Here is a 24527-nt window from a genome sequence, read left to right as displayed (position 1 = left end):
CGGCTCAGGCCGCGGCGTCGCTCTTCGGCGCGTTCACGTCCGCCGGCAGGGCGGCCTTGGCCACCTGCACGAGCGCGGAGAACGCGGCCGGGTCGTTGACGGCCAGGTCGGCGAGGATCTTCCGGTCGACCTCGACCTCGGCCAGCCGCAGGCCCTGGATGAAGCGGTTGTACGTCAGGTCCTCGGCGCGGACCGCGGCGTTGATGCGCTGGATCCACAGCTTGCGGAAGTCGCCCTTGCGCGCCTTGCGGTCACGGTAGGCGTACACGAGCGAGTGGGTGACCTGCTCCTTGGCCTTGCGGTACAGCCGCGAGCGCTGGCCGCGGTAACCGCTGGCCTGCTCGAGTACGACCCGGCGCTTCTTGTGGGCGTTGACTGCCCGCTTCACGCGTGCCATGAGGTGTTACTCCTTGTATTTCTGCGCCACGGACCGCAAGGGCCCACAGCGGGGGATGTTCGGGTGGGAGGGGCTCAGATGCCGAGAAGCTTCTTGGCCTTCTTCACGTACGCCGGGGCGACCTCGACGGTGCCGGACAGCCGGCGCTTGCGCTTCGAGGACTTGGCCTCGGCGAGGTGGCGGACACCCGTCTGCTCACGACGGATCTTGCCCGACCCGGTGACCCGGACCCGCTTCTTCATCCCCGAGTGGGTCTTCATCTTCGGCATGGCAGTTCTGCTCCTGAGTTTTCTTCGTTGACTCGATCGTCGGTGTGACGGCTCCGGCCGCCGGTGGTTCAGTTCGCGGCCGGAGCGGTTCGTCACTCCGGGTCGAGGTTGTCGGCCGGACCCTTCGGCTTCTTGGTGACACCGGCGGCGCGCTCGGCCTCGTGAGCCTGGACCTGCTCGGCGCGTTCCACGCGCTCCGCTTCCTCGTCGGCCTCCCGCTCGGCCTTCCGCTGCGCCTTCTCGGCTTCCACGTCCACGCGCGCTTCGGACTTCTTCTTGTGCGGTCCGAGCACCATGATCATGTTCCGGCCGTCCTGACGCGGCGAGGACTCGACGAAGCCGAGCTCGGTCACGTCCTCGGCCAGCCGCTGCAGCAACCGGAACCCGAGCTCGGGCCGGGACTGCTCACGTCCACGGAACATGATGGTGATCTTGACCTTGTCCCCGGCCTTCAGGAACCGCACCACGTGACCCTTCTTGGTCTCGTAGTCGTGCGGGTCGATCTTCGGCCGCAGCTTCATCTCTTTGATGATGGTGTTGGTCTGGTTCCGGCGGGACTCGCGCGCCTTCTGCGCGGTCTCGTACTTGTACTTGCCGAAATCCATCAACTTGCAGACCGGAGGCCGGGCGGTCGCGGCGACCTCGACCAGGTCGAGATCGGCTTCCTGGGCCAGCCGAAGTGCGTCTTCGATCCGGACGATGCCTACCTGCTCACCGTTCGGTCCGACCAGCCGCACCTCGGGAACGCGGATGCGCTCGTTGACGCGCAAATCAGTGGTGATGGGTCCTCCTGGGTTGAACTAGTACTGGATGCCACCTCGCGATCCGCCGCGGGCCGTGGAAACACAAAAAGGCCCTCGTGCGATCACACGAAGGCCCAATTCCCAGATGTACGCCGGGCCAACCTTGCGGCTGGTACGTCGTACTGTCGCTGTGATCTTCCGGATGTCCTCCAGAATCTCTCAGCGTGACCGGGACCCGCCGACTGTTCATCGACTGGGTGGGAGGTGGCCCTCCGCTTAGACTCGAACCACCGGGGGCCCTCGAGTATTCCACTCAGGGGTCACCAACGGACCGGGTCGGTCGCCATGCAAGAGTAGCAGCATGACCGACGTAGATGCCACTTCGCAGCCAGACGACGCCGCGCAGCCTGATCCGCTCTCGACCGCGTCCCGCGACATCGCCGAGGTCCCCGCCGTGGAGATCATCTCCACCGCGGCACTTCACCTGATGAGCGCGGCCGCGGTCAACCTCGGACTGGCCGCCGACCTGCCCGAGCACAAGGACCTCGACGAGGCCCGCTCGCTGATCGACTCGCTGGCCGGCCTGATGGATGCCGCCGCGCCCTCCCTCGGCCACCACCACGCCGCCCCACTGAAGGACGGTCTGCGCTCCCTCCAGTTGGCGTTCCGCGAGGCCAGCACGATCCAGGACGAGCCCGGCCAGGCCCCCGGCGAGAAGTACACCGGCGCCGTCTACCCCGCGGCGAGCAAGTAGTCCGAGCGCGACCTGCGGCTCCGGATCCGTTCCAGCGGCGCGAACGCGAGCCAGCAGACGACCGTCGGCAGGAAGTGAATCAGCAGGATCGCAGTGGTGGCCGCATGAAACCCGAGGAAGAACAGGGCTCCGAACAGCTGCCACCGCCCCTTCAGCCAGAGGATCACCGGCGAGCAGAACTCGGCCACGATCCCGACCCACTGCATGACGTGCAGCATCCACGGATGCTGCAGCAGCCACTCCCCGACCAGATGCGGCCGCCGCACGATCGCCCAGGTCAGTACGGCGCTGCTCGGCCACGCGAGCGTCCAGTGGCCGCTGCGCAGTTTGGCGAGCGCGGACAGGAAGTACGTCGCGATCACGCAGAGCTGGATGCACCGGATCGCCCAGCCGGCCGCGTCCGACCGGGTCTGGTCGCCGTACGCCGCGAGGCCCCGCCTGCCGGCCGGGACCGTTGGCAGTACCCACAAGGCGATCACCAGCGCGAGGTGGTCGTGGTCGACCTTGCCGTCACTCATCCCGATCAGCACCCACCACGTGAACGCCGGGGCGACGATCCAGCCGGCCACGCGCGGGAGGTAGTTCGTCGCGCCGAGCAGACAGGCCGCGATCAGGACGACGTACAGAGTGGTCGTGTTCGCGACCGTCGGCTTCGGGAGGTCGAAGAGCCGGGCGAGGAGCAGCGGCTGGTACAGCCCGGGGTGCTGTCCCTTGAGCAACGTGTCGCGGACGAACGCATGCATGTCGAGGATCACGAACAAGTACAGGACCGTTCGCAGCCAGGCGATCCGCCCCAGCGCGATCGACGGCGTGAACCAGCTCATGGGCGCACCTTCCAGGTGGTCAATACTCGTGGGGTCGGCGGTCCGGACACGCGTCCGCCGACCAGCGTCGTGGTGTCCTGGATCAGCTCGAGGCCGACGTACTTCGGCTGGTCCGGATGCTTGCGCGCCCACCCGTCGGCGACCTGCTGCAGCAAGGACGGGTCCTTGACGATCTCCCCGGCGCGCGCTTCGATCTCGGCCCGCGCGACGCCGGCGCCTTCGATGTTCAGCGGTACGTCGACCGTCGTACCGGCGTCCGTGACCGCGCTGATCCGGGTGAAGACGATCGACTCGTCGTCGGCGACCACCATCGAGTACTGCGACATCGGGCCGAACGGCCACAGGTCGTCGCTGCCCCGTACCGACCCGTTGACCAGCAACACGATCCCGATCACCGCGACCGCGACCCGTACCCAACGGCCGGGACGACCCAGCCTGCGTTCAGTCGGCACGACGCACCATCTCCATCCGCGAACGAGTCACCACATAAGGCACCGCGCCGGCGAACAGCGGCACGAGTACGGCGATGCCGGCAAGCACCGCCCACGGCACGACGACTGTCGGCGAACCGACGACGGTGTGCGCGGTGAACCCGTACAGGGCACCGACCACCAGCCCGAGCACGCAGCCCAACTGCCCGAGGAACCATCCCTGTGCGGCCGCGAGCGCGCGACGCAGACGCGGCGGCGCACCGACCGCGGCGAGCGTCGCGAAGTCCGCGCGCCCTTCGGACATCGACAGGGCGACCGACATCGCGACACCGAGCAACGTCGCCGTCGCCCCCAGGACCAGCAGGCCGATGGACGCCCTCCGTACCGGACTTTGATACCCGTGCTCGACTTTCAGTTCGTCCTCATGGCCGAGCAGCTTCGCCACCGCGGACAGCTGAGGCGCAGTGGGCTGCTCGCGCAGGCTGAAGTGCACCTCGTTCACCGTGACGTTGCCGAGGCGGCGAGCGGCGTCCGTACTGATCAACCCGGACCGGGGCAGCAGGCCGATCCGCGGCGGCGAGGTCACGACCGCGGCTGGGCGCAGGAAAGCCTTCCGGCCGTCCAGGTCGTCGCCGCCGGCCAGCTTCACCTGGCCGTCGTGCAGCATCGTCGGCAGCGGTACGACGACCTGGCCGCGCTGTAGTGCGGCCGCGGCCCGCTGTCCCCAGTCGCCGAAGCGGGCGATGTACGCCGGGTCAACCGCAAGCAGTGAGTAGCCCGTCGAGTAGACGCTGATCCCGGGTGTGTAGCCCTGCTCGCTCTTGGTCGTCCGGAACGCGACCCGGCTCAGCTCGTAGCGGTGCGCCGCCGGGAGCAGGTTCTGGACCCGGTCGACCAGGCCGGGCGAGTACGGGATGTCGCCGCGGAACTGCAGTACCGCGTCACCGATCCGCCCGGCCGGCTCGTAGTTCTGGGCCTTCGCGGCCGACTCGTTCACCACCGCGAAGGCGAGCGCTGTCGTCCCCGCGACCGCGATCATGATCGCCGCCGTGACCGGACCGGTGCGATGGCGGTGCCGTGCCGCGTCCCGCAGCGCCAGCCGCAGACTGAGCGGCAGATTGCGCACACTCCCGGCGACCTTGCCCACCAGGCCGGGGAGCATCCAGACCAGGCCGGCCACGACCAGCGTGATGCCGACGACGACCACGGCGACCGGCAGCGTCGGCGAGGCCGAGGCGACGCGCGAGAGCTGGGTCGGGTCGGCAGCGGATCGCTCCGCGCGGGCTGTGTCGAGGGCAGCCGCGAGCTGGAGGTTGCCGACGACCGACAGAACTAGGCCGAATGCAACTAGTGTCAATGCCACGCGCTGAAGCCGAACGGCGCCCGCAACGGCGGTGAACCGGCCGGCCAGGGCCGCGAGCGGAGGGCGTTGAGCGGCCCCGATCGCCGGAATCAGCGCCGCCGCCAGACCTGCAACTAGTCCGATTGCAACTACTCCGAGCAGCTGCAACCACGGCAGCTGCCACTGGGTGATCAACGTCGAGGTCGCGTTCTCCCACCAGGACTTCCCGAGCAGCGCGGCCGCGACTCCGATCCCGAGTCCACCCCCGGTGCCGAGCAGTCCGGCGTACAGCCCCTGCGCCAGCACGAACCGCCGTACGTCGGCCGTCGTACCACCGACAGCTGTGACCAGGCCGAGCTCACGGGTCTGCCGCCGAGCCACGACCGCGAACGCCGTACCCGCGAGCAGCACCAGCTCCAGTACGGCGAAGCCGACCACGAGCACTCGTGCCGCAGTTGCGCCGACCGGATCGCGTGGCGTGGGCGGCGGATCGATGACGGCCGCCCGCGATACCAGCGTCATCTCCTGCTTGCTGAGCTTGTCCGCCAGACCGTCGACGTCCGTCCCGTCCGGCAGATCGACGAGGTACTCCGCCTGCGCATCGGGATCCCCCACCGACGGCGTTGCGAACACCTCCCGGCCCGTCGCGAAGTCGGGCGTGCGAGCAATCCCCACGATCCGGTACGCCGTACCGTTCGCGGCCGTCAGCACTCCACCCGAATGCAGCCCCAGATGATCAGCCAGCGCGGGCGAGAGCGCTACCTCGGTCGGCTCGACCGGCATCCGCCCGTCGTCGAGCCGGTACGTACCGGCGGCCAACGCGCTCGTGAAGTCACCCGTGACGAGCGCGGCAGTCAGATCGGCACCGGCCCCGCGCAGCTCGATATCGCCGACCGGCGCCTGAGCCCTGACGTACTGCGAACCGCTCGGCAAGACGCGCCGTACGTCGGTCCGCGCCGACGGGACGGTCAGCCGGGCGTCGGCGGAGCCGAGCACGGTGCGCGCGAGCACCTCGCCGGTCGGATGGGTGGCGCGGTGCACGACGCTGAACCAGCTGCCCGCGAGCACGGGCAGTCCGACCAGTGCCGCGATCAGGACGGTGCGCCCGAGCGTGCGGCGGGCCGTACGCCGCGCGAGCCGCAGCGCAAGAACCCAGTGCTTGATCGACATAGATACTGAGTATGCATACCCGGTATCCATCGCGCAAACTCAGCTGCTCCGGCAGCTAATACGCCTCCCCGGGAGCGCTAGACCCCGGCGAAGAAGCTGACCAGGGTGTCCGGCGCATCCGGGGCGAACAGGACCTCCTGGTTATCTGCGGATCCTTGAGCGGACTCCTCGGCGCGCGGGAACATCGCCGACTCGTAGCGGGCCAGGGCCGTCTCGAGAGGATCGGCGAGCAGGGCGGCGGCGAGCTCGGCGGCGTCGTGCAGCGCCAGGTTGGCGCCCTCGCCGGCGAACGGCGACATCAGGTGGGCCGCGTCGCCGAGCAGCGTCACGCCCGGGACCCGCTCCCACCGGTGCCCGATCGGCAGCGCGTAGATCGGTCGCGGCGTCAGCTCCCCGTCGGCCTCCCGGATCAACCGCAGCAGCGACTCGTCCCATCCGGCGAACTCCGCCTCGAGCACCTCCCGCGTGATCGGCCGGCCCTCCTCCGCGCGGTAGGCCGCGTACACGTGCAGCCGATCGGGCTCCCGGTGCGCCAGCAGCCCGCGGCCCTCCGACAGCGCGAACATCGATCCGCCACCGATCAGCTCGGAACTCTGCGGATGCCGTACGTACGGATCGAGCAGGTCGAGCTCCGCGAACGAGATCCCGGCGTACTGCGGCACCGCGTCCGACACCAGTGACCGCACCTTCGACCAGGCGCCGTCGGCACCGACCACGAGGTCCGCGGAGACCGTGCTCCCGTCGGCAAGGCGGAGCCCGCCTGTGACATCGACGACCTTCGACCCCCAGCGGATCGTGCCGTCGGGCAGGCTGTTGACGAGCAGGTCCCGCAGCGCCCGGCGCTGCACCTCGGGCCGTCCGCTGCCGCCGTCGTCCGCGTGCCGCAGCACGGCGTGCTTGTCGTAGATCTTCATCGCCTCGCCACCCGGCATCACGAGCGACAGAAAGTCGTCGTACAGCCCGGCCGCGCGCAGCGCCACCTGACCGGAGTCCTCGTGGATGTCGAGCATCCCGCCCTGCGTGCGTGCGGTCGGCGACGCCTCCGCCTCGTGGACAACGACCTCGACGCCGTTGACATGCAGAATCCGGGCCAGCATCAGTCCACCGAGCCCGGCACCGATGATTGCGATCATGCCGATTCACCTCCTGTGCGTGGAGTGCCGAGCACCCCGTTGATCAGTACGCGGATCCCCCAGGACTGCCGCTCCTCCCCCGATCCGCTGAACAGGCCCTCGCCGAGGGCAGCGATCCGCGGATGGGTGTCCGGGCTCACCGCGAGCAGCGCGGCGCGTGCGGCGCCCCACGCCTCCGGGTCGTCACCGCCCGCGTGCTCAGCAGCCGCAGCCGTCGCCAGCTGCAAGAGAATGTCGACGCCCCACGCGGCCTGATCCGCCGGCACGCCACCCTCATCCAGCAACGCCAGCAGGCCCTCGAGGAGGCGCAAGTAGTTCTCACCCGCGGGTCGCGCCGACACGGCCGACTGCGCAAGGCTCGGATACTCGAACAGGACGTCCATGTACGACGCGAGCACCGCCTCGATCCGCAGCCGCCAGTCGCCCGCGGCGCCGACCGGGCCCAGGTCCACCGCCGCCAGCAGATCGTCGAGCACGGCGCCGTGCAGGACGGCCGTGTTCCGGAAGTACACATAGAGCGAGGCCGGACCGGTGTCCAACTCCTTCGCCAGCCGTCGCATCGTCACCCGGTCCATCCCCTCGGACCGCATCACCTGCACCGCGGCCGCCACGATGCCGCGCCGCGTCAACGGCGCCTTGGCCGGCCGTTCCCGTCTGCTCCTGGGTTCCTCTGTCACCTCGACAGCGTAACGAACATGTTCGTTACGAACAAGTTCGTGATATCCACTCGGCCGACGGCACCCCGGCCGGTACGGTCGGGCGCTATGACCGATCTGCCGCCGCCCGTCCCGAAGCTCGACGCCCGCGAGCTCCTCCGCGAGGTGAACCGCACCACCGGTGCCGGGCTGGAATTCGTCGCTCAGGCGGCAGCGGGCCAGGTCGGTGCCGCGTTCGTCCGCTGGCCCGACGGGCGCGACGGCGTCCTCACCCGCGGCTTCGGATCGGTCCAGGACCTCCGGCGGACGGCGGAGGTACTGGAGGCGGCTCGCACTCTCGGGCTACCGGTTCCGCGATACGACCTGCTCGCCGAACTGCCCGGCGACGTCGGCGTCGTCCAGGAACGGCTGCCTGGAAACGAGCCGGCCGTGTTCGACCGCAAGCTGCTCGAGGCGATGATCGACCTGAACGCACGGTTCGCCGGAATCGTTGCCGACCGCACCGATCTGCCGGTCCCGTCGATGTACCTGCTCGAGAGCGGCCCCGGCTTCTGCCTGCACGAGTCGCTCGAACGGTACGACGACCGCACCCGGAGACTGCTGAGGTGGATCCACGAGGTCGGGCACAGCGAGCCCGCCGGGATGACCGGCGACGATCTCGTCCACCTCGACTTCCACACCGGCAACGTGCTGGTCGACGAGACCGGCGCGATCACCGGCATCGTCGACTGGGACGGCATCGGCCGCGGCGATCGGCTGTTCGGCCTGGTCACCTTGCGCTTCGACGCGAGCGTCCGGCTGGCCGGCACGGACCTCGCATGGTTCGACGAGCTGCTCGAGAGCGTCCTCTCCCCCGCCGTCCTGCGGCTCTACTGGGCCCACATGACGCTCCGCCAGGTCGACTGGTCGATCCGCCACCACACCCCCGCCGACACCGACTACTGGCTGACCTTCGTGGAAACGCGGATCGACTGAGGGTCAGCTGCCGAGAGGCAAGAAGATCTCCTCAGGCGTCCAGCGCCGCTTGGTCAGGCCCTGCTCGTGGGAGTACCGCAGGAACGTGTCCAGCACGAGCTCGTTCGCCTCGAGCCCGTACTGCGGCCACCAGTCGTCCGGGCCGAACAGCTCGCGGTTCGTCTCGAACAACTCCGCGACCCACGGGATCATCGTGCTCACCTCGAAGACCCTGCGATCCGTGGCATACCGCTCCATCACCACCTCACGGGACCGGGCGAAAGCGTCGTACGTCGCCCGCACCAGCTCCGGATGCTCGTCGGCCACCTCGCGCGGCATCACGATCGTGTGCATCATCGGGAAGATCTGCGTCCGCCGGTAGTACTCCCGCTCGACGGCCGGATAGTCGTCGAACAGCCGGACGATGTTGTCCGCCGTACCGTCGAGCACGTTCTGCGGGACGTTCGCGGTGAACAGGGCGTCGATCCGGCCGTCCTCGAGCATCGCGTCGAGGGCCTCGTCCGGACCGGCGTCGCGGATCTCCATACCGTCCGGCCGCGGATGCGACGTGAACGCGAACGGCGGCATCGGCTCGTTCAGTCCGCCGATCACCCAGCGGTTCGCGGCCGGGTCGAACCCGTAGTCGTCGGCGAGGGCGCCCTTCGCCCAGATTCCCGAGTCCTGCCCGTACAGACCGAACTCGCCGATCGTCTTGCCGGTCAGGTCCGCCGGCCCGCGGATCCCGCTGTGCCGGTTCACGAAGATGCAGCTGTGCCGGAAGATCCGGTTCGGGAAGACGGGCAGCGCGACGAACGGCGGGACGTCGCTCTCGAGCGCGCGCAGCAGATACGTCAGTCCCAGCTCGGAGACGTCGAACTCCCGCGTGCGCAGGGTCCGCTCGAACACGTCGACCAGCGTCGGCGCGGCCTCGAACGTCGTGTCGTACCCGTCGATCCCGACGGTGCCGTCGAGCAGCGCCTGTGTGGTGTCGTAGCGGTAGCAGCACACCTTCACGGTCATCAGCAACCTCCTCATAGCGAATGATCGTTCACCATGTAACGACGCCAGGAGCCGGTTGTCAACGCGAACGAGTATTCACTATGCTGGTTCGGGAGAGCGCTGGAGGACCGATGCCACGACTGACCGAAGCCCGCCGGGTGGCCCGCCGTACCGAGATCGTCGCCGCCGCCCGGCGATGTTTCGCCCGGGACGGTTTTCACCAGACCTCGATGGCGAACATCGCCGCGGAGGCCGGCCTGTCGGTCGGGGCGGCGTACCGGCACTTCGCCGGCAAGGAGGACCTGGTGCTGGAGATCTCCGGCCAGGCATTCCAGGCCTTGTTCGGTGCCGACGAATCAGCCGACGAATCAGCCGACGCGGCCGCCGGGGAGCCCGGGCCGATCAGTCCGGCGGGGTTCGCGGCGGCGGCCGCCGAGCGGTTCTCACGGGACGCCGTCCGGCGCATCGACGGCGCGGACGTGCCGGTCGAGGAGCTGATCCGCTGCGGGATCGAGAGCTGGGCCGAGCTGATGCGCCACGACGACATGCGTGCCCGCGCGCTGGCCGGTTTCGACGCGGTACGCGGCCGGATCGCGGAAGGCCTCCGCCAAGGCCAGGCATCCGGATCGGTGCCCGCGGACCTGGATCCCGAGAACGCGGCCCGCGTCCTGATGGCGCTGCTGCACGGCTACGTCCTGCAGTGCGCGGCGTTCGAACTCACCGACACCGACGGGTTCGTCGACGCACTGCGGATGCTGCTCGACCGATAGCGGGCAACCCCATTCGGTGCAGGCCGAAACCTGCCTGAACCCCCTGCCCACACAGGCTGGACGCGCCTAGTTTCGACGGTGAGGCCTTCGATCGGGGGCCACCACTCGGAGGGGATGAAACGATGCGCAAGTTTGCGATGACTGCTGCTGGGATCGCGGCCGCCGTGGTCGGTACCGGGGTGGCGATGGCGCCGAGCGCCAGCGCAGCGACGAACACGACGGACGCCGTGACGGCGACGGCCTGCCCGTCCGGCGCCGTCTGTCTGCGGGAGCCGAACGGCAGCATCCTGAGCAAGAACATCTGGTACAGCTACGGCGCGCACAACCTGTCGAACGTGATCGGCTACAAGGTACTGATCAACGCCCAGACCGGCGGTGCGGGCTTCAAGATGTGCCTGAACTACGGCGGCACGAACTGTGGCCCGGTCTACCGCTACACCGGCGCGTACCCGAACCACGACTTCACCAAGATCAACTCGATCGTGCTCGTGAAGTAGTCCGGCAGAACCCGCTCCGGCTCCGGCCGGAGCGGGTTGTCGCTATCCCTTGACCGCGCCTTCCTCGACGCCCTTGAAGAAGAACCGCTGCAGGCTGGCGAAGACGATCACGATCGGGATGAACGCGATCATGGTGCCGGCCGCGATCAGCCGCGGGTTGTTGCTGAAGGTGCCGGACAGGTATTGCAGGCCGACCGTCAGCGTGTACTTGTTCGGATCGGTGAGCACGATCAGCGGCCAGAGGAAGTCGTCCCAGGCGCCGATGAACGCGAAGATCGCGATCACGCTGATCGTCCCGCGCACCGACGGCAGGCCGATGTAGATGAACCGCTGCCACGCGTTCGCGCCGTCCACGACCGCTGCCTGGTCCACCTCGATGGGCAGCGAACGGAACGCGTTGTACATCAGCAGTACGTTCAGCGCGCCGATCATGCCGGGCAGCGCGACCCCGAACAGCGTGTTCGCCAGGCCGAACTCCCGCACCGTCACGTACTGCGAGATGATCGTCACCTCGCCGGGCAGCACGAGCGTCGCGAGGAACAGCCCGAGGACGATCTTGCGGCCGCGGAACTGCAGCCGGGAGATCGCGAACCCGGCCAGCGACGCACCGATGATGTTGCCTCCGACAACCAGTACGGCGACCACCAGCGAGTTCCGCGCGTAGTCCCAGACCGGGATCGTGTCGGTGACCTCCTTGTAGTGGCTGAACGTCGGCTGCGCGGGCAGCAGCCGCGGGATCCGGGTGTAGATGTCCTCCCCCGTGCCCTTCAGCGACGTCGACAGCTGCCACAGGAACGGCCCGATGGTGATCAGCAGGACGAACACCAGCAGCGCGTACCGCACGACCTTCTCGCGCGGCGAAACGCTGTTGAACCCGAACGATCCCTTCTTCCGCGGCGGCTTGCTCGGCGCCTCCGGGGAGACCGCCGGACGGGCGGGGTCGGTCACCGTGGTCATGGGGCCTCCCGGTCTGGACTGAGGAGCGGAGGGAGCGAAGCGACCGGAGCGACGAGGGAAGACCGGGAGTTCCAGCCCCATGACCCGCCGCGACGGAGTCGCGGCAATTCAATACAGCTCATGCTTCCGCCCCTCGACGGTTCAGCCGGGCCAGGACGAGCATCGGTACGACCGTGACGAAGAACAGCACGATCGACAGGGCGGACGCGTACCCGAGATTGCCCTCGAAACCCTGGCTGTACTGCTGGATCAGCATCACCACGGAGTTGTCGCGGCCGCCCGGACCGCCCTTGCCGCCGCTGAGGATGAACAGCTCCGAGAAGACCCGCAACGCCGACACCGAGATCAGGATCGAGATCAGGATCATCGTGCCGCGGACGCCGGGGATCGTCACGTGGATGAACCGGCGCATCGGCCCGGCGCCGTCGACGGCGGCCGCCTCGTGCAGCTCCCGCCCGACGTTCCCGAGGGCGGCCAGGTAGATGATCATGTAGTACCCGAGGCCCTTCCAGATCGTCAGGCTGATCGCGCTCAGCAACAGCAGCCACTGGTCGGACAGGAACGGCAGCGGCCCGGAGATCACGCCGAGCTTCTCGGCCAGCCCGTTCACCAGGCCCCGGTCGTCCAGGATCCACTGCCAGATCAGCGCCACCACGACCGCGGACGCGACCACCGGCGTGTAGAACGCCGTCCGGAAGAACGTGATCCCGGGCAGCTTCTTCTCCACCAGTACGGCGAGCAGCAGCGGGAAGACCGTCAGGAACGGCAGGCAGACCACCATGTAGATGAGGCTGTTGAGCAGGGCCCAGCGCAACTGCTCGTCGTGCAGCAGGGTCTCGAAGTTCTTCAGCCCGACGTAGTGGCCGCCGCCGATCGGCCTGGCGTTGGTGAACGACAGGATGACGGTGTTGATCGACGGCCACAGGTTGAACACCAGCAACCACGCGAGTGCTGGAATCACCAGCACCCACGGGGTGAACCAACGGTTGTAACGCATGCTGTGCCGTTTCATTCAGGAAGTCAGCAGCTGGTCGGCCTTGGCCACCGCGGCGTCGAGGGCTGCCTTCGACGAGATCTTGCCGGCGATCGCCAGCGAGATCTGCTGCCCGATGAAGTCGTTGGTCGCGCCACTGATCACCGGCGGCTGCAGGTTCTTCGCCTTCGCCAGCGACTGGAACGCCAGCACCTTCGCGTCACTCTCCGGCGTACCGTCGGACTTCGAGAAGTACGGGTCGGAGGCCGAGGCCTTGGTGGACGGGAAGATGTTCACGATCTTCGCGAACGCGGCCTGGTTCTCGGCGTTCGTGACGAACCGCGCGAGCGCGATCGCCGCGGCCTGGTTCTTGGTCTTCGCCGAGACCGACAGCCCCTGGACGTACAGCGGCGGGGTGTCCAGCGCCGGCGACGGGACGACCTTGCCCTTCAGCGACGGGTTGTCCTTGTTGAAGTCCTGGATCGCGTTGCCACCGCCGGTGGTCCAGGCCACCTTGCCCTGGGTGAACAGCTTCGAGTTGCCCAGGTACTCGTTGGTCAGGATGTCGCGCGGCATGTACCCGGCCTTGTAGGCGTCGCGGTACTTGTCCAGCAGCGCCGCGGCCTCGGGGGTGTTGAAGGTGAACTTCTTGCCGTCGTCGGAGAGGATCTTGATCCCGGCGTTGGTGAAGTCGCCGATGCCCGGCAGCCGGCTCATCAGGTACTCCTTGCCGCCGGTCTTGTCGTGCATCACCTTCGCGGCCGCGAGCAGTTCGTCGAAGGTCTTCGGCGGGTTCTTCACATCCAGGCCGGCCGCGGCGAACTTGGTCGCGTTCCAGTAGTCGATGTCGGTGTTCAGGTACCACGGGTAGCCGAACGTTCCGTTCAGCCCCTGGTACTGGTACGCCTGCACGCCGCCCTCGACGTACTCGTCCTTGATCTTCGGGTCGGCGGCCGCGACGTCGAGCAGCATGTTCTGCTTGGCCAGCGACAGCGCGAAGTCCGGCGGCAGGTTCGTCACGTCCGGGAGCTGGCCGGCCGAGGCCTGGCTGAGCACCTTCTTGTCGTAACCGTCGCCGGGCTGGTCGAGCCAGGTGACATGCGTACCGGGGTACTTCGCCTCGAACGCCTTGATCACGCCTTCGACGTACGACGTGAACTTGGGCTTCAGCGCCCAGGTCTGGAAGCTGACCTCACCGGTGACCTGGGCGTTCGCGTCCACGGTCGGCTTCGCGTCGCTGCTGCCGGAATCCTCCGAACCGAGGCCGCAGCCGGCGAGGGTGAGGGCGGCGGCGGCAAGAACTGCCACGATCGCCGGACGGCGTCTACGCATGGGATCTCCTGGAATTGATAAACCGGTATAGCTCCCGAACTATCCACATCGTAGAATCCGCTGTCAAGGGTGAAGGGAGGTGGCTCGTGGCCAGACCGACGATCGCGGACATCGCAACCAGGGCCGGGGTGTCCAAGGGCGCGGTGTCGTTCGCGCTGAACGGACGGCCCGGTGTCAGCGACGCGACCCGGGAGCGGATCCTGAAGATCGCCGAGCAGATGAGCTGGCGGCCGCACAGCGCGGCGCGGGCGCTCGGCGCTTCCCGGGTGGACTCGGTCGGCATGGTGATCGCCCGGCCGGCCCGGACGCTCGGCGTCGAGCCGTTCTTCGCGCATCTGCTGTCCGGCGTCCAGTCCGGCCTCTCGGCGGAGTCGATCTCGCTGCAGCTGCTGATCGTCGAGGACACCGCGGCCGAGATCGAGGTGTACCGGCGGTGGGCCTCGGAGCACCGCGTGGACGGCGTGATCCTGGTCGACCTGACCGTGAAGGATCCGCGGGTCGACGCGCTCAAGGCGCTCGAGCTGCCGGCCGTGGTGATCGGCGGCCGTGGCGGCAAGGGCGCGCTCGCCTCGGTCTGGGCCGACGACCGGGACGCCATGCTGGCCATCGTCGAGTACCTGGCCGCGCTCGGCCATCGCCGGATCGCCCACGTCGCCGGTACGCCGAACTTCCAGCACACCCAGCGCCGGATCCGCGCGGTCCGCGATGCGGCACCACGGCTCGGGCTGCTCGACGCCCCGTCGCTACCCACGGACTTCAGCGACGCGGAGGGCGCGGCCATCACCCGCAAGCTGCTCTCCCAGTCGGGTCGCCCGACCGCGATCGTCTACGACAGCGACGTGATGGCGGTCGCGGGGCTGGGCGTCGCGATGGAGATGGGCGTCGCGGTTCCGGCGGAGCTGTCGATCGTGGCGTTCGACGACTCGATCCTCACCCAGCTCATGCATCCGGCGCTGACCGCGCTGTCGCGGGACACGTTCGAGTTCGGGCGGCAGGCCGCCGAGGTGCTGCTCGAGACGATCGCCGACCCGGGCACGGTGATCAACCGGCGCACTGCCGACCCGGTGCTGACGGTCCGCGAATCGACCGCGCCGCCGGCCTGACGCGGCGCCGATGCTGGCTTAGTGTTGCCCTGACGGCCTAAACCGATTTAGCATCCTCCGCATGGCTTTGCAGACCGTCACGCCCCGGTTCGGTGCGAACTACGTTCCCTCGGCGGGATGGTTCTACAGCTGGCTCGACTACGACCCGGCCGCCGTCCGGCGGGATTTCGCCGACCTGGCCGGGATGGGTCTGGACCACGTACGGGTGTTCGGTGTCTGGCCGTGGATCCAGCCGAACCGCGCGATCCTCCGCGAGCGGGCGATCGCGGACCTGCTGGACACCATCGACGCCGCCGCGGAGCACGGCCTGACGGTCGCGGTCGATCTGCTGCAGGGACACCTGTCCAGCTTCGACTTCCTGCCGTCGTGGGTGCTGACCTGGCACCGAGCGAGTCTCTTCGAGGACCCGACGGTCCGCGACGGCCTCGCGACGTACGTCGACACCGTTGCGCGCGCGGTCGCGACCAAGCCGAACGTCTTCGCGATCACACTCGGCAACGAGGTCAACAACCTCTGGCCGGACAGCCCGACCACGCCGGAGGCGTCGACCGCGTGGGCGCAGGAGCTGCTGACCACGCTGAAGAAGGCCGCGCCCGACGTCCTCGCCCTGCACTCGGTCTTCGACGACGCCTGGTACAAGGCCGACCACCCGTTCCACCCCGTCGACGCCGTCGACCTGGGTGACCTGACGACTGTCCACTCGTGGGTTTTCAACGGGGTCTCACGAGTGGACGGTCCGCTGGGCCCGGCGACGCTCACACACGCCGACTACCTGATCGAGCTCGCGAAGGCGACCTCCCTCGACCCGGCGCGACCCGTCTGGCTGCAGGAGATCGGCGTCCCCGGGCCGGACATTCCCGTCGACCTGCAGGCCGAGTTCGCCCGCCGTACGGTCGGCACCGTACTGACGAACCCGGCCCTGTACGGCGTGACGTGGTGGTCGTCGCACGACATCGACCGCAAGCTACTCGACTTCCCCGACCGTGAGTACGACCTCGGCCTGTTCACGGTCGACCACCAGCGCAAACCGGCCGCCCAGGCGCTCGCCGACGTGATCGCCGACGTCCGCGCCAACGGCGTACCGCAGCAACCGTCGACCGCCACCCTGACCGCACCGATCAACCTCCGCACCAACCCGTCCGGCCGCCCAGAGGTAGCCCCCGGCAGCGCCTTCCACCGGCAATGGGTCGAGGCCCGCGCCGAGGGCCCGGTCCGGATCGTCCAGCCCTAGGGCAGCTTGGCGATCAGGGCTTCGATGCCGTCGAGGATCCGGGCGAGGCCGAACTCCAGGTCGTCGTCGAGCTCGTCCTCGTACTCGGAGTTGAGGTAGAGCGAGGCGAGGGTCGGGTAGCCGCCCTCGACCAGGCGCGGGACGAGGAAGCGGCCGACCTGCTCGGCCTGCACCGGGGTGTTCTCGCTGCGACCGAGCTGCCGCGCGAGGTCGGCATAGTTGCGCGTGTACCCGTCGAGCAGCAGCAGGCAGCCGAGGTTGTCGTGCTGGCTCAGCCCGGTCTCCGCGAGGGCCGCGAGCATCGCCTCGGCCCAGCGCAGCACGCGCGGTGTCACGGGCGCGCCACGGATCGGCACGTCGAGCATCCACGGGCGTTCGGCGTACTGCTTGACCTGCGCGTCGACCCACGCGATCGCGGCCGCGCGCCAGCCCGCCGGTAGCTCTGGCGGCGCACCCATCGCCTTGTCGTGGACGAGCACGATCAGCTCTTCCTTGGACCGTACGTAGCGGTACATCGCGTTGGTGGTGACGCCCAGATGCGCCGCGATCCGCTGCAGCGAGATCGCCTCGAACCCGTACCGGTCGCCGAACTCGATGCCGGTGGCCACGATCTGCTCGACCGTCAGCGCCGGCTTCGGCCCGCGGCGCTGCACCGGCAGCACGCCCCACGACAGGGCGAGACCCGGCGGCAGGTCTCCGCGGTCCTCGGTCATGGTTCCCATCCTGACGTACGCCGGACGTAGATCGGGCCGAACGGCACGAAGAGGGGTGCTAGCACCACCCCCGAAACGGGTCCTGGACACCGCGCAGAAGAAACTGTTCAACCCCTACGCTTTTTGGTGTCAGCAAGACCCGGATCTCCCCGAAAGAAGACGATCATGCACACGCTGCTCGCACCGCTCCTGACCCCCGACCAGGTCCAGCTCACCGACGCCGACCGGTCCGCCGCGATCGCCAAGCTCGACAGCGCCGTACGGCAGGCAGCACTCGCCCCGTCGCAGGCCTCCGACCGTCAGCTGCAGGTGCTCGCGGCCCGTACCCGTGGCGAGCTCCGCACCGCCCTGTCCGGCGTCCCGAACGCCGCGCCGCCGCGGGGACTGACGGTGGCCCTGAGCGCCTTCACCGGTGTCTGGCTGGTCGCCTGTGTCGTCCAGTTCGTCGTCTGGCTGGCCCTGGCGGTCTTCGGTCACTTCGACGGCCCGTGGTGGCTCTGGTCGGACCTCGGTCTCGGCGCGATCGTCGCGATCCTGTGGTGGACGAACGAGTCGTACCACCGCAAGAACGATGTGCTGGTCGTCGCATGAACACGCCGGTCCAGCTCACCGACGTCCGCAAGGTGTACGGCACCGGGCCCGGCGCGGTCGACGCGCTGGCCGGTGTCACCTACGGCTTCGCCGCCGGCAGTTTCACCGCGGTGATGGGGCCGTCCGGATCCGGCAAGAGCACGCTGCTGCACTGCGCGGCCGGGCTCGACACCCCGACCTCCGGCGAGGTCCAACTGACCGGCCGGTCGCTGCGGGGCCTCGACGAGACCGCGCTGACCGAGCTCCGCCGTGAGCACGTCGCCTTCGTCTTCCAGTCGTTCAACCTGATGCCCGCGCTCACGGTCCGGCAGAACGTCGTCCTCCCGATGACGCTCGCCGGGAAGCAGCCGGACGACGCCTGGGTGACCGAGGTGATCGGCCGCGTCGGTCTCGGCGAACGCATCAAGCACCGCCCGAGCGAACTGTCCGGCGGTCAGCAGCAGCGGGTGGCGATCGCCCGCGCGCTCGCCGGCCGGACCGCGATCACGTTCGCCGACGAACCGACCGGCGCACTCGACACCACCACCGCCCTCGATGTCCTCACGCTGCTCCGCGACCAGTCCCGCCAGCTCGGTCAGACCATCGTGATGGTCACCCACGACCCGGTCGCCGCCTCGTACGCCGATCGCGTCGTCTTCCTCGTCGACGGCCGGATCGTCTCCGAAGCCACCCACCCCACCGCCGACACCGTCGCAGCAGAGCTCGCACACCTGAGCGCCGGCCGGCTCGCCCCGAGAGGGATCTGACTCATGTTGCGCCTCGCCGCCACCACCCTGCGCTACCGGACCGCCGCGTTCCTCGCGATCTTCGTCGCGGTCCTGCTCGGCGGGGCCCTGCTGAGCGCCGCCGGCGGTCTGCTCGAGACCGGGCTGCGCCTGAACGCTCCACCTCAACGACTCTCCGCGGCCCCGATCGTGGTCACCGGCGACCCGGCGTACCACCCGCCCAACGGCAGCGGCTCCGCCGCCTTCCCCGAACGCCACCGCGTCGACCCGGCCCTGGTCACCAAACTCACCAGCACCCCAGGCGTCGCCAACGCTGTCCCCGACCGTTCCTTCCCCGCCATCATCAACGCTGCCGAAGCAGGAGGTAACGGGCTGGCCGGCCATGCTTGGACGTCCGCGTCGCTCACCCCGTACACGTTGACCGCCGGCCGCGCGCCCCGTACCGGCGAGGTGGTCCTTGACCAGCGTCTCGCCGGAACCGCCAAGCCCGGCGACAGCCTGAGCGTCACCGTCAGCGGCGAGCCGCGGACCTTCACCCTCGCCGGTATCGCGACCGCCCGGCACCAGGTCGACGTACCGCCGATCTTCTTCGCCGCCGCGGACGTCCCGGCCGGCGTGGACGCGATCGGAGTCTTCCCAGCGGACGGTACGTCGGTACGCGACCTCGCGAAGCGCCTCGACCTCCCGACCGGCATCAAGGCCTACACCGGCGACGAGCGCGGTGTCGCGGAATTCTCCGGAATCGCCACCAGCCTGCCCTTGATCATCATGTCCGGCGTCTTCGGTGGGATGGTGGCCGTGGTGATGGCGCTCGTGGTCTCGGCCACGATCGGCCTCTCGGTCCGGCAACGCCGCCGCGAACTCGCCCTGCTCCGCGCCAGCGGCGCGACCCCGGGCCAGGTCGGCAAGATGGTCATCGCCGAGACGATGGTGGTCGGCGTCCTCGGGCTCGTGCTCGGCCTGCTCTGCGGCCGGTTCGCCGGTACCCGGATCTTCGGGCTGCTGGCCGACGGCGGGGTCGTGCCGCCGCAGCTCCGCTTCGACCAGGGCCCGCTGCCGTTCGCCGGCGCAACCCTCCTGACCTTCGCCGTCCTGCGGATCACCGTCGGTCTCGCCGCCGGCCGCGCCGCCCAGATCCGCCCGATCCAGGCGCTCGCCGAGGCCGCCGTGCCGAACGTCGCGCTGAGCCGGATCCGGATCCTCATCGGCCTGGTCTTCGCCGGTGCGACGGTCGCGATCGCGCTCTCCACGCCGTTCATGGGCCCGACCAACGCCGCAGCGATCGGTGGACCGGCCGGGCTGACCGGCTCGATCGCCGTCGCGGTCCTCGCCCCGCTGGTGATCCAGCGCGCACTGATCCCCCGCATCACGCGGCTGGTCGAGCAGCGCGGGACCGCCGGGACGCTCGCGGTCATCAACCTCCGGGTCCGCGCGGTCCAGTTCGGAGCGATCCTGGTCCCGATCACGATCGCCACCGCGATTGCCATGGGCAACATCTACTCGCAGAGCACGCAGCAGAAGGCCGCCGTCGAGGCGTTCACCCAGAACCTGGCCGGCGACGTCGTGATCACGTCCACCGCGGGCGGTGTCCCGGCGTCCCTCACCGAGGCGGCGCGTTCGATGCCCGGCGTGACGGCGGTCTCCGAGCTGGTTCGCAGCAAGGGCTGGATCGAGCAGCCGTACGACAAGTCACACACGAGCGACGCCTGGCCGGTGCTCGGCGTCAGCGGCCCGATCTACAAAGGCAAGGTGAAGAAGGGATCGCTCGACGACCTCACCGGCGACACCGTGGCGCTCCCGCCCGGTACCGCGAAGAAGCTCAAGGTCGGCGTCGGCTCGGAGATCGGCGTACGGCTCGGCGATGACGCCCTGGTCAAGGTCAAGGTGGTCGCCCTCGCCGAAGGACCGTCCGGGTACGAATCCCTCCTGCTGCCGGCGCGCCTGCTCGCCGCCCACACGACCACCGGGCTCCCCAGCCAGCTCGTGCTGAAGACGACGAACAAGAAGGCCGCCCTGAAGACGGATCTGTCCAAGTGGCCCGGTACGTCGATCGGCGGGCGCGACCTGCTCGCCGACGGACTGGACACCGGGCTCGGGGTGGACGCATGGATCGCCTATCTGCTCGCGGCGATCGCGGTCGCGTACACGGCAATTGCCTCGATCAACACGATCGCGGTTGCTGTACTGGACCGGCGACGTGAGTTCGGGCTGCAGCGGCTGACCGGGTCGACGCGGCGCGAGGTGTCACGGATGCTGACGCTCGAGGGTCTGCTGATCGCCGCGCTCGGAATGGTGACCGGGCTGGTCACGGCCGCGTTCACCGTGTTCCCGATCGCGCTGGCGACCCGCGGCTGGCCGCTGCCGTCAGGCCCGGCGTGGATCCTGCTCGGCTGGGTGGCCGTCGTACTGCTCCTGGTCCTGCCGACCACCGCGATCACCGGACGGATCGCGATGCGCTCCAAGCCGATGGACGCGCTCAGCTCACCGGTCGGCTGAGGTCTCGACCCACGCGTAGCCGCCGTCTTCCAGGCGCACCACCTGGAGGCCGGCGGCCAGGCGCTGTACGTCGTCGGTCTCGATGACGCTCGGGGCCGGGCCGGCGACGTCGAGCACGATCGCGGCGGCGCCCTCCTGGATCGCCGCGGCGGCGACCAACTGGGTCTGCGCCGGCATCGGGCGCGCCTCCGGGCTCCAGCGGGCCAGGCTCTCGGTGCCGCTGAAGGCGAGCAGCGCGTTCCGCCCGTCCTGACCCTGGAGCAGCGCAACGGCCATGTCGGACGTTTTGTCGTGCGCGAGGCCGTTCTCGTCGAGCTCCACCTCACCGAGCATCGCGACCACCGGCACCAGCAGCCGCGCCTTGGTGAGCGCCGCGAGCACCGCACCGTCGTCCCCCGCGGCCAGCGCCGCCGCGAGCGCCGGATCCGCCGCCCCGTCGTCGTTGTCGAACCCGGTAAACGCCAAACGCCGCTCTGGTTGCACGGTCCCATTGTCCCGGATCCCCAGGCCATCACAATCACCCCGCCTGCACCCGGTCCCCGCTCAGGCGGCCACGCCGCCCGGGATTGTGATGGCCTGGGGATCCGCCTCTCGTTTTCAGGGTGCCTTCAGGGCTCTTCCCCGCTTGGTTCCGGCCGGGACTGTGCGAGCCTGGGTATGTGCCTGACTTCAACGATTTGACGCTGCTGCCGTTCTGCGTAGGCCTCACGCTGCTCGGCCTGATCGGCTCGTGGTTCGCCTGGCGCCGCCGCGGGATCGCCGCCGGCACCCGCGGCGTGGCCTGGTCGCTGCTGCCGGTCTCGCTGTACCTGACCGGTCTGCTGGAGCTGGTCTGGGACGTCGTCCGCTCCGCCGTGAGCTGGGTCACGCACCTGATCTTCTCGCCGACCGTGTGGTCCGGCTTCGCCCTGTTCGGCGTCTCCGTCGTGCTGTACGTCGTCGCGGGTGTAGCCCGGGGCCGTGGTGGGAACGAGAAGAAGGCACCCAAGAAACAACCCGCCTCGCCCGCGGGAGAGCTGACTCAGACCGGCCCCGAGCCGGCCTCAGCCACCACCGCTAAAGCTGCCAAGCCGTCAAAGGGGAAGGCGAAGCAGCCGGAATCGTCGGAGTTCGACGAGATCGAGGACATCCTGAAACGCCATGGAATCAACTGAGAAGACCGCTGACCACGGTTCCCCCCTGACCATCGACTCGCTCCTGGACAACGTCCAGGCCGGCTCGCCTCAACTGGGCCGGACGCGACTGATCGGTATCGACGGGCCTGCCGGTTCCGGCAAGACCACCGTCGCCGCCCGCCTCGAAGCCCGCGCGAAGCTGCGCGACCTGAACACGTACGTCATCCACATGGACGACCTGTACGACGGCTGGGCCGGAGCCGAGCGTGGATTCGCCCTGCTTCGCGACCACGTCCTGCAACGGCTGGCCGACGGCCGTGAGGGACGCTATCGCCGCTACGACTGGTACAAGGGTGCGTACGACGAGCTGCACGTCGTACCGAGCACCGTGGAGCTGCTGATCGTCGAGGGTGTCACCGCCTGCGACCGGGACGCGGCGCACTGGCAGTCGCTGCGACTGTGGGTCGAGACGTCGAACCAGGTCCGCCTGGATCGCGGCATCGAGCGTGACGGCGAGGCGCTCCGTGACCACTGGCTCGAGTGGATGCGCTGGGAGCGCGATCATTTCGCCGAACAGGCGACCCGTTCACGCGCCCACGTGATCGTCGACGGCGACCCGGTGACTCCGTTCGACGCGGCGCTCGAGCTGGTCACGACGTCGGTGGCGCTACCGCCTCACGACTCCGCTGCGTCCTGACGCCCGTCCCACGACCACTGCGGGATCGGCCCGTCGTCGATGTCGTCGGTGCGATGCCGGTACATGGTGTTGAACGTCGCCCAGGCGAAGTAGTCGTGCAGGACCCCACGGACCCGCGGATCGGTCAGGTCCGCGTTCGTCATCGCCTGGTCGAAGCAGTCGATCGCCCGCCGGTTCATCTCGTCGTGCTCACCGTTCCCGGCATGCAGTCGCTGGACCTCTGCCTCGGTGCCGTACGTCGAGGTGTACGCGGACGGCCCGCCGAGCGCCTCACCCCAGTACGCCGCCAGCCGTTCCGTGTGATCGGGCTTCGCCCCACCGTGGAACGCGTGGCTGACGACCGGATCGGCCATCACCAGCTCGTGCCAGGCAGCCGCCAGCCGCAGCATTCCTTCAGCCCCACCCGCCGCCTCGTAAACGGTCTCCATATCGGCAGTCTGCCGCATCTCGGCGAGCTGGTCACGGTCGTGCACACGTTCCGGTTCGGACCCCGCGAGCGTCAGGGCGCATTCGTACGCGGTGATTGCCTCCGGCAAACGGCCGAGCCGGCGCAGCAGATCGCCCCGCGCGACAGCGTACGGATGGTAGTCCTGCAGCCGCGGCTCCGTAGCGAGCTCGTCGAGGAGCGCCAGCCCTGCCTCGGGGCCGTCGCGGAACGCGATCGCGGCGGCCCGGTTGAGCGCGATCACGGGCGACGGATCGAGCTCCAGCAGTACGTCGTACAGCTGGACGATCTGCGGCCAGTCGGTGCTCGCGAAGCGCGGCGCCTCGTCGTGGACGGCGTTGATCGCGGCCTGCACGGCGTACGGTCCGGAGGGCCCGCCCGTGAGCGCGGCTACCACCAGGGCGCGACCTTCCGCGATCATCACGTGGTCCCAGCGGCTGCGGTCCTGGTCCTCGAGCAGGACGATCTCGCCGTCCGGCCCGGTACGGGCGTCGCCGCGCGCGTGGATCAGCAGCATCAGCGCCAGCAGGCCGGTTGCCTCGCGCGCGTCCGGGAGCAGCCGATGCAGGATGCGCGCCAGCCGGATCGCCTCCTCGGCGAGGTCGAGGCGTTGCAAGTACGGGCCCGAGCTGGCGGCGTACCCCTCGGTGAAGACCGAGTAGATCACCTGCAGTACACCGGGCAGTCGGTCTGGCAGCTCGTCCGGACCGGGGACGCGGAACGGGATCCGTGCCTCGCGGAGCCTCTTCTTCGCACGGACGATCCGCTTCGCCATCGTCGCTGTCGGCACCAGGAACGCCCGCGCGACCTCCGGCGTCGTCAGCCCGGCCAGGCAGCGCAGTGTCAGCGCGCCGCGGTCCTCGGGCGCGAGCGCGGGATGCGCGCAGGTGAAGAACAGTTGCAGCCGCTCGTCGGGCAGTTCGTCCCCGGCGGCCTGCGGTACGGGGCGATCCGACTCGACCTGCAGGATCGCGAGCTTGGCGGCGTACACCTGGTCGCGCCGGAGCCGGTCGACCGCCTTGCGGCGGGCGGTGGTCATCAGCCAGCCGCCGGGGTTCGGCGGTACGCCGTCGGTGGGCCAGCGGATGAGCGCTGTCTCGATCGCCTCCGATGTCACCTCCTCGGCGAGATCGAGGTCGCCGAAGCGCCGGGCGAGCGCGGCCAGCAGCCGGCCGCGCTCCTCCCGGAACACCTCCCCCACCTGATCCAC

26 protein-coding genes are annotated in these 24527 nt (G+C 69.2%); 11 read left to right on the top strand and 15 right to left on the bottom strand.

Going from position 1 to position 24527, the window contains the following annotated elements:
- Nucleotides 1–4: 4 nt before the first annotated feature.
- The 3 genes from rplT to infC all read right to left on the bottom strand — a co-directional run bounded on the left by rplT (nt 5) and on the right by infC (nt 1436).
- Nucleotides 5–397, bottom strand: coding sequence for a 50S ribosomal protein L20 (gene rplT, locus ACGFI6_RS39510; RefSeq protein ID WP_131367113.1), 393 nt, complete (start codon nt 395–397; stop codon nt 5–7).
- 74 nt (nt 398–471) lie between these two features.
- Nucleotides 472–666 (bottom strand): 50S ribosomal protein L35, encoded by a 195-nt coding sequence (gene rpmI, locus ACGFI6_RS39505; RefSeq protein WP_130383713.1) that lies wholly within the window; start codon nt 664–666, stop codon nt 472–474.
- A 92-nt stretch (nt 667–758) separates the two neighbouring features.
- Nucleotides 759–1436, bottom strand: a complete 678-nt coding sequence (gene infC / locus ACGFI6_RS39500) for a translation initiation factor IF-3 (RefSeq protein ID WP_393127815.1) — start codon at nt 1434–1436, stop codon at nt 759–761.
- Between the two features lie 334 nt (nt 1437–1770).
- Between infC and ACGFI6_RS39495 the strand changes: the two genes are divergently transcribed.
- Complete coding sequence (locus ACGFI6_RS39495) at nt 1771–2163, top strand: DUF1844 domain-containing protein (protein WP_393127813.1); 393 nt, start codon at nt 1771–1773, stop codon at nt 2161–2163.
- Here ACGFI6_RS39495 and ACGFI6_RS39490 read toward each other — a convergent pair.
- The 5 genes from ACGFI6_RS39490 to ACGFI6_RS39470 all read right to left on the bottom strand — a co-directional run bounded on the left by ACGFI6_RS39490 (nt 2142) and on the right by ACGFI6_RS39470 (nt 7740).
- Nucleotides 2142–2987 (bottom strand): hypothetical protein, encoded by an 846-nt coding sequence (locus tag ACGFI6_RS39490; RefSeq protein WP_393127812.1) that lies wholly within the window; start codon nt 2985–2987, stop codon nt 2142–2144. The two genes, ACGFI6_RS39495 and ACGFI6_RS39490, sit on opposite strands and share 22 nt — an antisense overlap.
- Nucleotides 2984–3439 carry a hypothetical protein gene (locus tag ACGFI6_RS39485; protein ID WP_393127811.1) on the bottom strand — a complete coding sequence of 152 codons (456 nt, stop codon included), beginning with the start codon at nt 3437–3439 and terminating at the stop codon, nt 2984–2986. Before ACGFI6_RS39485 ends, ACGFI6_RS39490 begins: the two co-directional genes overlap by 4 nt.
- On the bottom strand, nt 3429–5930 hold the full coding sequence (locus tag ACGFI6_RS39480) for an FtsX-like permease family protein (protein ID WP_393127810.1): 2502 nt from the start codon (nt 5928–5930) through the stop codon (nt 3429–3431). Before ACGFI6_RS39480 ends, ACGFI6_RS39485 begins: the two co-directional genes overlap by 11 nt.
- A gap of 77 nt (nt 5931–6007) precedes the next feature.
- Nucleotides 6008–7063: an FAD-dependent oxidoreductase gene (locus ACGFI6_RS39475; RefSeq protein WP_393127809.1), complete on the bottom strand. Its 1056-nt coding sequence runs from the start codon at nt 7061–7063 to the stop codon at nt 6008–6010.
- On the bottom strand, nt 7060–7740 hold the full coding sequence (locus tag ACGFI6_RS39470) for a TetR/AcrR family transcriptional regulator (RefSeq protein ID WP_393127808.1): 681 nt from the start codon (nt 7738–7740) through the stop codon (nt 7060–7062). The genes ACGFI6_RS39475 and ACGFI6_RS39470 overlap by 4 nt, the downstream gene beginning before the upstream one ends.
- Nucleotides 7741–7827: 87 nt before the next feature.
- Here ACGFI6_RS39470 and ACGFI6_RS39465 point away from each other — a divergent pair, with 87 nt between their 5' ends.
- The gene (locus tag ACGFI6_RS39465; RefSeq protein WP_393127807.1) at nt 7828–8694 is read left to right on the top strand and encodes a phosphotransferase; all 867 of its coding nucleotides are present in this window, start codon (nt 7828–7830) and stop codon (nt 8692–8694) included.
- A 3-nt stretch (nt 8695–8697) separates the two neighbouring features.
- Here ACGFI6_RS39465 and ACGFI6_RS39460 read toward each other — a convergent pair whose 3' ends face one another.
- Complete coding sequence (locus tag ACGFI6_RS39460; RefSeq protein ID WP_393127806.1) at nt 8698–9693, bottom strand: hypothetical protein; 996 nt, start codon at nt 9691–9693, stop codon at nt 8698–8700.
- A gap of 110 nt (nt 9694–9803) precedes the next feature.
- On the opposite strand from ACGFI6_RS39460, the gene ACGFI6_RS39455 reads away from it, so the two are divergent.
- Complete coding sequence (locus ACGFI6_RS39455; protein ID WP_393127804.1) at nt 9804–10442, top strand: TetR/AcrR family transcriptional regulator; 639 nt, start codon at nt 9804–9806, stop codon at nt 10440–10442.
- A gap of 122 nt (nt 10443–10564) precedes the next feature.
- The gene (locus tag ACGFI6_RS39450; RefSeq protein ID WP_393127803.1) at nt 10565–10939 is read left to right on the top strand and encodes a hypothetical protein; all 375 of its coding nucleotides are present in this window, start codon (nt 10565–10567) and stop codon (nt 10937–10939) included.
- Nucleotides 10940–10981: 42 nt separating this feature from the next.
- On the opposite strand, the gene ACGFI6_RS39445 is transcribed toward ACGFI6_RS39450, so the two are convergent.
- The 3 genes from ACGFI6_RS39445 to ACGFI6_RS39435 all read right to left on the bottom strand — a co-directional run bounded on the left by ACGFI6_RS39445 (nt 10982) and on the right by ACGFI6_RS39435 (nt 14201).
- The gene (locus tag ACGFI6_RS39445; protein WP_393127802.1) at nt 10982–11896 is read right to left on the bottom strand and encodes a carbohydrate ABC transporter permease; all 915 of its coding nucleotides are present in this window, start codon (nt 11894–11896) and stop codon (nt 10982–10984) included.
- A gap of 118 nt (nt 11897–12014) precedes the next feature.
- Nucleotides 12015–12893, bottom strand: a complete 879-nt coding sequence (locus tag ACGFI6_RS39440; protein ID WP_393127801.1) for a carbohydrate ABC transporter permease — start codon at nt 12891–12893, stop codon at nt 12015–12017.
- A 15-nt stretch (nt 12894–12908) separates the two neighbouring features.
- Complete coding sequence (locus ACGFI6_RS39435; RefSeq protein WP_393127800.1) at nt 12909–14201, bottom strand: ABC transporter substrate-binding protein; 1293 nt, start codon at nt 14199–14201, stop codon at nt 12909–12911.
- 86 nt (nt 14202–14287) lie between these two features.
- Here ACGFI6_RS39435 and ACGFI6_RS39430 point away from each other — a divergent pair, with 86 nt between their 5' ends.
- Together ACGFI6_RS39430 and ACGFI6_RS39425 are read left to right on the top strand one after the other, a co-directional pair.
- Nucleotides 14288–15304, top strand: coding sequence for a LacI family DNA-binding transcriptional regulator (locus ACGFI6_RS39430; protein WP_393127799.1), 1017 nt, complete (start codon nt 14288–14290; stop codon nt 15302–15304).
- A gap of 61 nt (nt 15305–15365) precedes the next feature.
- Complete coding sequence (locus tag ACGFI6_RS39425) at nt 15366–16535, top strand: glycosyl hydrolase (RefSeq protein ID WP_393127798.1); 1170 nt, start codon at nt 15366–15368, stop codon at nt 16533–16535.
- Here ACGFI6_RS39425 and ACGFI6_RS39420 read toward each other — a convergent pair.
- Entirely contained in the window at nt 16532–17248 is a 717-nt protein-coding gene (locus ACGFI6_RS39420) for a TetR/AcrR family transcriptional regulator (RefSeq protein ID WP_393127797.1), read from the bottom strand. The genes ACGFI6_RS39425 and ACGFI6_RS39420 overlap by 4 nt on opposite strands.
- Nucleotides 17249–17413: 165 nt before the next feature.
- Here ACGFI6_RS39420 and ACGFI6_RS39415 point away from each other — a divergent pair, with 165 nt between their 5' ends.
- The 3 genes from ACGFI6_RS39415 to ACGFI6_RS39405 are packed head-to-tail and all read left to right on the top strand — an operon-like array spanning nt 17414 to nt 21060.
- On the top strand, nt 17414–17839 hold the full coding sequence (locus ACGFI6_RS39415; RefSeq protein WP_393127796.1) for a DUF1707 domain-containing protein: 426 nt from the start codon (nt 17414–17416) through the stop codon (nt 17837–17839).
- On the top strand, nt 17836–18585 hold the full coding sequence (locus ACGFI6_RS39410; RefSeq protein ID WP_393127795.1) for an ABC transporter ATP-binding protein: 750 nt from the start codon (nt 17836–17838) through the stop codon (nt 18583–18585). The genes ACGFI6_RS39415 and ACGFI6_RS39410 overlap by 4 nt, the downstream gene beginning before the upstream one ends.
- A gap of 3 nt (nt 18586–18588) precedes the next feature.
- On the top strand, nt 18589–21060 hold the full coding sequence (locus ACGFI6_RS39405; protein WP_393127794.1) for an FtsX-like permease family protein: 2472 nt from the start codon (nt 18589–18591) through the stop codon (nt 21058–21060).
- Here the strand turns inward: ACGFI6_RS39405 and ACGFI6_RS39400 are convergent.
- On the bottom strand, nt 21046–21543 hold the full coding sequence (locus ACGFI6_RS39400) for an SseB family protein (RefSeq protein WP_393127793.1): 498 nt from the start codon (nt 21541–21543) through the stop codon (nt 21046–21048). The genes ACGFI6_RS39405 and ACGFI6_RS39400 overlap by 15 nt on opposite strands.
- Nucleotides 21544–21719: 176 nt before the next feature.
- On the opposite strand from ACGFI6_RS39400, the gene ACGFI6_RS39395 reads away from it, so the two are divergent.
- Together ACGFI6_RS39395 and ACGFI6_RS39390 are read left to right on the top strand one after the other, a co-directional pair.
- Nucleotides 21720–22214, top strand: coding sequence for a hypothetical protein (locus ACGFI6_RS39395; RefSeq protein WP_393127792.1), 495 nt, complete (start codon nt 21720–21722; stop codon nt 22212–22214).
- Nucleotides 22201–22872, top strand: coding sequence for a uridine kinase (locus ACGFI6_RS39390; protein ID WP_393127790.1), 672 nt, complete (start codon nt 22201–22203; stop codon nt 22870–22872). The genes ACGFI6_RS39395 and ACGFI6_RS39390 overlap by 14 nt, the downstream gene beginning before the upstream one ends.
- Here ACGFI6_RS39390 and ACGFI6_RS39385 read toward each other — a convergent pair.
- The gene (locus tag ACGFI6_RS39385) at nt 22851–24518 is read right to left on the bottom strand and encodes a DUF6596 domain-containing protein (RefSeq protein ID WP_393127789.1); all 1668 of its coding nucleotides are present in this window, start codon (nt 24516–24518) and stop codon (nt 22851–22853) included. The genes ACGFI6_RS39390 and ACGFI6_RS39385 overlap by 22 nt on opposite strands.
- Between the last annotated feature and the right edge of the window lie 9 nt (nt 24519–24527).

The sequence above is a fragment of the Kribbella sp. NPDC048928 genome (assembly GCF_043197975.1).
Lineage (GTDB): Bacteria > Actinomycetota > Actinomycetes > Propionibacteriales > Kribbellaceae > Kribbella.
The sequence above is the reverse complement of the archived record's forward strand: the minus strand, read 5'-3'. Positions and strand labels throughout refer to the sequence as shown.

Coding starts and splice junctions, on each gene's coding strand:
- rplT (WP_131367113.1), bottom strand. CDS start 397: ATGGCACGCGTGAAGCGGGCAGTCAACGCCCACAAGAAGCGCCGGGTC.
- rpmI (WP_130383713.1), bottom strand. CDS start 666: ATGCCGAAGATGAAGACCCACTCGGGGATGAAGAAGCGGGTCCGGGTC.
- ACGFI6_RS39495 (WP_393127813.1), top strand. CDS start 1,771: ATGACCGACGTAGATGCCACTTCGCAGCCAGACGACGCCGCGCAGCCT.
- ACGFI6_RS39490 (WP_393127812.1), bottom strand. CDS start 2,987: ATGAGCTGGTTCACGCCGTCGATCGCGCTGGGGCGGATCGCCTGGCTG.
- ACGFI6_RS39480 (WP_393127810.1), bottom strand. CDS start 5,930: ATGTCGATCAAGCACTGGGTTCTTGCGCTGCGGCTCGCGCGGCGTACG.
- ACGFI6_RS39475 (WP_393127809.1), bottom strand. CDS start 7,063: ATGATCGCAATCATCGGTGCCGGGCTCGGTGGACTGATGCTGGCCCGG.
- ACGFI6_RS39465 (WP_393127807.1), top strand. CDS start 7,828: ATGACCGATCTGCCGCCGCCCGTCCCGAAGCTCGACGCCCGCGAGCTC.
- ACGFI6_RS39460 (WP_393127806.1), bottom strand. CDS start 9,693: ATGACCGTGAAGGTGTGCTGCTACCGCTACGACACCACACAGGCGCTG.
- ACGFI6_RS39455 (WP_393127804.1), top strand. CDS start 9,804: ATGCCACGACTGACCGAAGCCCGCCGGGTGGCCCGCCGTACCGAGATC.
- ACGFI6_RS39450 (WP_393127803.1), top strand. CDS start 10,565: ATGCGCAAGTTTGCGATGACTGCTGCTGGGATCGCGGCCGCCGTGGTC.
- ACGFI6_RS39445 (WP_393127802.1), bottom strand. CDS start 11,896: ATGACCACGGTGACCGACCCCGCCCGTCCGGCGGTCTCCCCGGAGGCG.
- ACGFI6_RS39440 (WP_393127801.1), bottom strand. CDS start 12,893: ATGCGTTACAACCGTTGGTTCACCCCGTGGGTGCTGGTGATTCCAGCA.
- ACGFI6_RS39435 (WP_393127800.1), bottom strand. CDS start 14,201: ATGCGTAGACGCCGTCCGGCGATCGTGGCAGTTCTTGCCGCCGCCGCC.
- ACGFI6_RS39425 (WP_393127798.1), top strand. CDS start 15,366: ATGGCTTTGCAGACCGTCACGCCCCGGTTCGGTGCGAACTACGTTCCC.
- ACGFI6_RS39420 (WP_393127797.1), bottom strand. CDS start 17,248: ATGACCGAGGACCGCGGAGACCTGCCGCCGGGTCTCGCCCTGTCGTGG.
- ACGFI6_RS39415 (WP_393127796.1), top strand. CDS start 17,414: ATGCACACGCTGCTCGCACCGCTCCTGACCCCCGACCAGGTCCAGCTC.
- ACGFI6_RS39410 (WP_393127795.1), top strand. CDS start 17,836: ATGAACACGCCGGTCCAGCTCACCGACGTCCGCAAGGTGTACGGCACC.
- ACGFI6_RS39405 (WP_393127794.1), top strand. CDS start 18,589: ATGTTGCGCCTCGCCGCCACCACCCTGCGCTACCGGACCGCCGCGTTC.
- ACGFI6_RS39390 (WP_393127790.1), top strand. CDS start 22,201: ATGGAATCAACTGAGAAGACCGCTGACCACGGTTCCCCCCTGACCATC.